The 6,679-nt window shown below is 43.3% G+C and carries 7 protein-coding genes; 4 read left to right on the forward strand and 3 right to left on the reverse strand.

Annotated elements, in window-relative coordinates; all coding sequences use genetic code 11:
• Positions 1-170: 170 nt before the first annotated feature.
• The 3 genes from B3S86_RS08970 to B3S86_RS08980 form a co-directional block, all read right to left on the reverse strand.
• Entirely contained in the window at positions 171-1,262 is a 1,092-nt protein-coding gene (locus B3S86_RS08970) for a conserved virulence factor C family protein (protein WP_056062400.1), read from the reverse strand.
• 86 nt (positions 1,263-1,348) lie between these two features.
• Positions 1,349-2,062, reverse strand: coding sequence for an alpha/beta fold hydrolase (locus B3S86_RS08975; protein ID WP_290751665.1), 714 nt, complete (start codon positions 2,060-2,062; stop codon positions 1,349-1,351).
• An 8-nt stretch (positions 2,063-2,070) separates the two neighbouring features.
• Entirely contained in the window at positions 2,071-2,628 is a 558-nt protein-coding gene (locus B3S86_RS08980; RefSeq protein WP_035406655.1) for a GNAT family N-acetyltransferase, read from the reverse strand.
• Positions 2,629-2,760: 132 nt separating this feature from the next.
• Here B3S86_RS08980 and B3S86_RS08985 point away from each other — a divergent pair, with 132 nt between their 5' ends.
• From B3S86_RS08985 to B3S86_RS09000, 4 genes are all read left to right on the forward strand, one after another.
• Complete coding sequence (locus B3S86_RS08985; RefSeq protein ID WP_035406651.1) at positions 2,761-3,492, forward strand: hypothetical protein; 732 nt, start codon at positions 2,761-2,763, stop codon at positions 3,490-3,492.
• A gap of 247 nt (positions 3,493-3,739) precedes the next feature.
• The gene (locus B3S86_RS08990; protein WP_035406649.1) at positions 3,740-4,033 is read left to right on the forward strand and encodes a hypothetical protein; all 294 of its coding nucleotides are present in this window, start codon (positions 3,740-3,742) and stop codon (positions 4,031-4,033) included.
• 347 nt (positions 4,034-4,380) lie between these two features.
• Positions 4,381-5,706: a branched-chain amino acid transport system II carrier protein gene (gene brnQ, locus B3S86_RS08995; RefSeq protein ID WP_035406647.1), complete on the forward strand. Its 1,326-nt coding sequence runs from the start codon at positions 4,381-4,383 to the stop codon at positions 5,704-5,706.
• A 65-nt stretch (positions 5,707-5,771) separates the two neighbouring features.
• Positions 5,772-6,647 (forward strand): DegV family protein, encoded by an 876-nt coding sequence (locus B3S86_RS09000; protein ID WP_035406645.1) that lies wholly within the window; start codon positions 5,772-5,774, stop codon positions 6,645-6,647.
• Positions 6,648-6,679 lie beyond the last annotated feature (32 nt).

Genomic DNA, 6,679 nt, shown 5'->3' on the forward strand with positions numbered 1-6,679 from the left:
ATGCAAGCGTTTTTACGAGCGTTTCCAACACATTTCATTTCGATTTCAAAAAGATGACAACATAATTTTGATTATTTTACCATCATTTTTAGATAACAGGGAAAATATACCTAGACAATCGATGGCTCATTTTGTCGAATGATTCTTTCACACAATATTTTTTTGAGTTCTCATGAACTTTCATCTATCATTCGATTCATTTGTTGCCAGACCGTCCCTAGTGCTTCTTCCCCACTTTCGATTCGAGTCAAGGCGAGTTCCGCCTGTAAAGCGACTTCATATTCTCGGTCTCGGCTCGCTTCACGCAGTCTTGGAATCGACTGTTCTGTTCCAACATCGAACAGGAATCGAGCAGCCCGCCAACGTACTAGTTTATTTTTATCCGTCAAAGCCTCCATCATCATTGGTTCAGCCTCTGGCATCGCCCAATCCGAAATCGTATCACCTGCTGTTCGTCGTACGATACCTGATGGATCATGGAGTGCACTTGTCAGATACTCTAATAATTCTTCCCGATGTTCTTCGAACATCCCAAGCTTTACGATTGCTTGACGACGAATTTGCATTTTTTCATCCTGTAATAATCGTGCATACGCCGGAACCCATTCCATTTCAACAGGCAGTTCATCAAGCGCCGCAAATCGTTCTTTCCAATCAGACGAACGAATAGCTTGACCACTAAAGGCGATATCTTCCCCTGCTGCGAGCGACTTGAGACGTTCGATACGTTCGACTGGATATGCGATCTCAATCTCATTCGCTACTTCACGCAAACTTTCGTCAAGGTCACCGTATCGAGGTGCTTGTTCCACCCAGCGTCGATCGCTAATGACATTCTGAACGAATGGTTGGACGAATAGCGCTGCTTCTCGGAATCGTTCTGGCAACCCTTCTCGTTTTTCTTCTAATCCTTTCACACCTTTGATTTGCATTGGTACGCCTAAAATGAACTGTACAAATAAATGGACTGGCTCATACTCAGCATCTGTCTCGTGCTGTTCAACGTCATTTAACGTTTCACCGAACGCACGTCGTATATCGATGACAAGCGAACGCCAATCATATTTCGGATAACGCTCGATCGATAAAAAGTCACTGACCTGATAAACAAACTTAACGCCAGGTATTTCAAGTAATCTCTGAATGTGTTCCGGTGCGCCAAAGGCATGCTCGAATGTCTGCCCCTTTTCCGAAAAGACCTCATCAACGATGACTTTCATGTTATTTGGACTTGGTGTTGGTTCAATCGCTACGATTTTCATGTGTATCCCCTCCACTTCTATCATTTCAGATATCTAATCTGAAATGCAAAGCAAATGCCCTACAGACATGACCGTAGGGCAAAAACTTACTTGAATGCTTCTTCGATAATTGCAACGAAAGCATCCGGTGTCTCAAGCATCCCCATGTGTCCACTGTCTGTTGACCGATGTATGAGATGATCATTTGTTGGTGCAAACGCACTTTCCTCTGAGATCAATGGATCCTTCGTACCATGAATGATGACACCTTTTACGTTTGCTTTCGTTAAAGCTTTCGTCATATCCCGACGATCTCGCATCGCAGAGAGTGCACGGATGGCTCCTTCGACGGTCATCATATACCCAATTTCAAGTGCTTCAGCAACAGCGAATTCATCGGCTCCTTCCGCAAATAAGGACGGAACAAGACCATTGACAAATTCTCTTACACCAACTTCTTCGACGCGCGTGATATTTTGATTTCGTTTTTGTTTCGCTTGTTCATCATCTGCTTTCGCCGTTGAGTAAACGAGACCATATCCACTGATTCGGTCGGCATACCTTTCCACGATTGCAGCCGTGATGTACCCGCCAAAAGAGTGACCAACGATGATTGGCTTTTCAACGCCACGTCGCTCTAGATCATCCATGACCCATTCTGCGAATCCCTCAATCGTATCAGGTCCGACATCCAGTCCTTCATGTCCTGGTAAACTCAACGGTAAAACTTCAAAAGAATGTCGTAAATTTGCCTCTACCCGATTAAAATAATCTGTCCCTCCTGTAAATCCATGTAGGAGTACAAGTGTTTGTTTTTCCATTGACTACCTCATCCCTTCCACTCAGATGCGAGCATACGGTACATCGTCAAGTTCATGAAACGACCATGACTATATGCATAATCTTCTAATAATCCTTCTGCTTGAAACCCTAATTTTTGCACCAATGCATTGGAAGCAAGATTCTCAGGTGCTACGAGAGCACTGATGCGATGGAGAGCGAATTCCTCAAATCCGTAAGTCAGAACAGCTCGAGCCGCTTCGGAAGCTACTCCGCGTTGCCAATACTCTTGACTGACTTCAAAGCCAATTTCAGCTCGATGGTATTGGGAGAGCCAGTTATGAAAACCAATCGTACCGATCAATTGATTCGTTTCTGCATCAGCAATTGCCCAGCGAATCGCTTTACCTTGTGTAAACTGTTCCTTGAAGTAACTGATGACATTTTTTGCTTCATAGACTGTCACAAGCGGATCTGATCCGTAATAGTACATGACTTCATCATCTGATAAGATTTTAAACAATTCACGTGCGTCACGGTTTTCGAGCTCACGTAATACGAAGCGCTCGGTTCGCAATTCCGGGAATGGCTTTCGCAAGCCCCACATGCTCCATCACCTCTCTTTATGCTTCTTTATGTAGTATGCCCGTTTTCAGGAGTAAATATCCTTTCAGGCAATTCGAAGTTTTGCTACTATTGAATTATGAAGGAGTTAGTCACGGAAAGGAAGCGAAGTGGTATGTCAAGTGCGTTACTTTACTTATATGAGGACGAGGAAAATCAACGCTTGACGATGTCAGGGGTGCATTTCTCTGATTTCGCCGCAGCCGTCGATTTGAAGCGTCCTTTGCTTATTTCAGGAAGTGATTTCAAGCAGACGAAACAATCGTTTCGGACAATGCTACATTATATCGAAGCGCATGAAATCGAACAGTTTTCACAATCCACGGATGTGCAGCGTCATCCATTGATCGCTATCGATATTCGTTCCTCCCATTCACTCGACGTATTAACGGATGTCGAGATCGCAGAGTTGTTATTTTTAATGCATATGAAACGTGGAATGCCACTTCCCTTCCTTGATTCGATTGAAAATGAATTGGTCTATTTTAGCGAGCATGACGGACTTCATGCTTCCGTTTACTTAAAAGACTGGGCACGCGTCGAACAATTGATTGCTGATCTTGTGCAACGAAAATTCCGACAGCACGCACGATCCGTTGCCTCTGTTGCTTTAACAGCTGAAATCATGATCCATATCCGTCATTTTCTCGGAGAAGGGGTCCTGATTGATTTCGAAAGCGCAAAGCGATCTGTTTTTTCAAGAAATATTACGATTCCTGTCTACGTGGCTGGCCGTTATGAAGACATGAGCGTATTACATGAAGATTTTGAAGCCGAGAAAGAATCGATTCTTAGACGTGGAACGCTTGTGTGTCGAAAAAAGAAATGGAGTTTTGAGTTAGATTGACCTTTAGCATCTTTTTCTTTTAGAAAAGGATGCTTTTGTTCTATTTGAATTTTAAATGATGATTCCTTCTTTACGGTTATTATGGACAATGTGACAATATCGTTAAAAAATTTTTCGAATTTTCACACAAAATAAGACTAGCATCTTGTGAGGACTTCGCTATAATGAGGATAACCTTTTTAAGATAGAAGTTAGACCTGTTTTTTTGTAGGGATGGTACTGGAATCAGCAGAAGGAGGAATTCAATATGGATCAGTTAAAAGTGAACGGAATTGGCTCATTCACGAAATTTGCGACGAACGGGAACATCCTCAAATTAAAGGATGCGACACTCGGTGAAGTGAAACTGTCGCTGAATGAAGCGAGTTCAATGACCATCGCCCCTGTCGATGAAGAAAATGGACTTTTCGTCATTAAAGGGCAACAGCAGGAATCGCTTGTTGAACTGACGTTACCACGTCAATCCTGTGAGGTCGTTCACGCTTGGCTCCTCCATAAATTGAAACGCCATAAAAAAATACGCTCGATTGCGACAAGCTGACATTTGTATGAAAATCCTTAACTCAAGACTTCCATTCATGAGTTAAGGGTTTTTTTCTGTTTAAAAGTCTCGGTGATAAATTTTCAGAAAATATTGTTTTCTTAGATTCTTCATGTTATCCTTAGAAAAATTCAAACAGGAGGTTTTAAACATGACATATACATCGCTTATCCCAGTACGACTGATTGTGATTAGGACCAGGGACTGAAGATTCATTTCTCGATTGAGAAGATGAAGACCAGGCCCTTTTCGTCATTTCGACAAGGCGTCTGATCACACGACGCCTATCCACGCACATAGTGGATGAGGCTTTTTTTATTGAAATTAGAAGGAATGGAGGACAACACATGTTTAAGACAAAAGATACGTTCGCTTTAGGATTTATGATCTTCGCATTATTTTTCGGTGCGGGTAACCTAATCTTCCCACCAGAACTCGGCGCCCTTGCAGGTAAACAATTCCTCCCAGCCATCCTCGGCTTTATCGTGACAGGTGTGGGCCTTCCGTTGCTCGGCTTACTTGCTGTCGCATCCATCGGAGGCGGTATCAAAACGCTTGCTGCTCCTCTCCCTCGTTTTGTAGGTGCTGCCTTGACGTTTGCTCTCTACGTTGCCATTGGACCTTTCTTCGGAATCCCTCGGACATCGGTTGTCACGTATGAGCTCGGTGTTGTACCATTTCTCGGTGCGCCTTCACAAATGACATTAGTTCTCTCATCAAGTCTCTTTTTCATTGCTACGCTTTACCTCGTATTGCGTCCTGGTAAATTACTTGAAATCATCGGACGTTTCATCACACCTTTATTGCTGATTGCACTTGCTGCGTTAAGCATCAGTAGCATCGTCTCACCACTTTCAAGTGTCGCTTCACCAAGCAAAGCCTATGAGACGACAGGTCAAGCATTCATCCAAGGTTTTCTTCAAGGATACTTAACGCTTGATGCACTCGGCGCCTTAGTCTTCGGTGTCGTGGTACTTCATACATTAAAAAGCCGAGGCGTTCATGAACGAACAGCACAATTTAAAGTCGTCACTCGTGCTGGAACGATTGCTGCAGTTGCTTTGACTCTCGTCTATATCGGACTCGGAATGATCGGACGTAATACATTTGCCGCAATCGGAAAAGTCGATGGTCCGACCCTTCTTCAGCATTATGCGAATACAGCATTCGGTTCAATTGGTTTAGCTGTACTTGGTCTTGCGATCCTACTTGCCTGCTTGACGACTTCAGTTGGTCTCGTCACTGCATTTGCAGAATATATGATGACTCTTTCAACACGTGTCACATTAAAAACAGCAAGTATCTTCACGACTGTTCTTGGTCTCACGGTATCTATTGTCGGATTACAGACATTGTTATCAATCGCTGTTCCCGTGTTGATGTTCCTTTATCCAATCGTCATCGTCTTAATCGCATTAACATTCATGCGTCATCTGTTCCGTCGTAAGTCGGTCGTTTATCAGTTCACTCTTGGAGTAACGATTTTCTTCTCACTTTGTAGTGCGTTAAACCAACTTTCTCTTTTCCCGGGAAATCTCAAAACCTTCTATCAATCACTTCCTTTAGTGGATCAAAGTTTAGAATGGTTATTTCCGACACTTATCGCCTTTGGTCTCAGTTCATGGTTTGGACACGTTTCCACCCCTTCCGTCATACAAAAACGCGCTAGCTAGTGATTCCGTTTTCATAGCTATGGTATGATGAACAAAATGGTTATATTAATGGAGGCGTCATATACATGGATAAGATTGCTTGGATTACCGACAGCATGGCTTTTTTCGAGCCAGGAGAGGCTGAAAAAATCGGAGTCCATGTGATACCGACATTACTCATCTTGAACGGGGAGTCTTACCGGGAGTATGTCGATATCTCGATTGAACAATTGAATCAAAAAATGCAGGACGATTCGAAAATCTCACCTACGACTTCGCAACCGTCTTTTGGTGACTTCGTAACTCTATACGAACAGTTACTCGAAGACGGTTATGATTACGGATATGCGATTCACATCACGAGTGGCTTAAGTGGTACCTACTCCAGTTCGGTCGCTGCAGCTGAGGCTGTCGGTTTCCCGCTGTATGCGATTGATTCATACACGGGTGCTGCCAATCAACAAGAACTTGTCCGGATTGCACAGCGACTAGTAGCTGCTGGTAACGATCCAAAGGAAGTCATGTCGACACTTGAAACGTTTAAACACAAATCGCATTTTTATCTGATTATTGGAAATATGGAGACGATGCGACGTAGTGGTCGAGTTTCAGGAAGTCAATTTTTATTAGCGAATATGCTCAACATCAAGCCGATCGTTCAATTTAATGAAGAAGGACAGCTTGTTCCTTTCAAGAAGGTACGCTCGATCAAAAAAGCATTTAAGGAAATGGTAACCGAGATCACTTCTAAAGTGACAGCACAAGGAGTCTACGATCGAACACTATATATCGGTCATACGCTCGCTCATACTGCTGCTGAAGAATTAAAACGTTTGATTGTAACGGAACATCCTGAAATCAACGTTCGTATCACGCAATTCGGTCCTTCCATCTTGGCACATGCTGGTGCTGAGACGGTCGGCGTGTTCTGGTTCGACGACATTTCTCTACCTACAACTTGATACCTAACATTAAAAAATAAAGAACCGGACGG

Source organism: Exiguobacterium sp. UBA3968, assembly GCF_002385115.1.
In the GTDB taxonomy this organism is placed as follows: Bacteria; Bacillota; Bacilli; order Exiguobacteriales; family Exiguobacteriaceae; genus Exiguobacterium_A.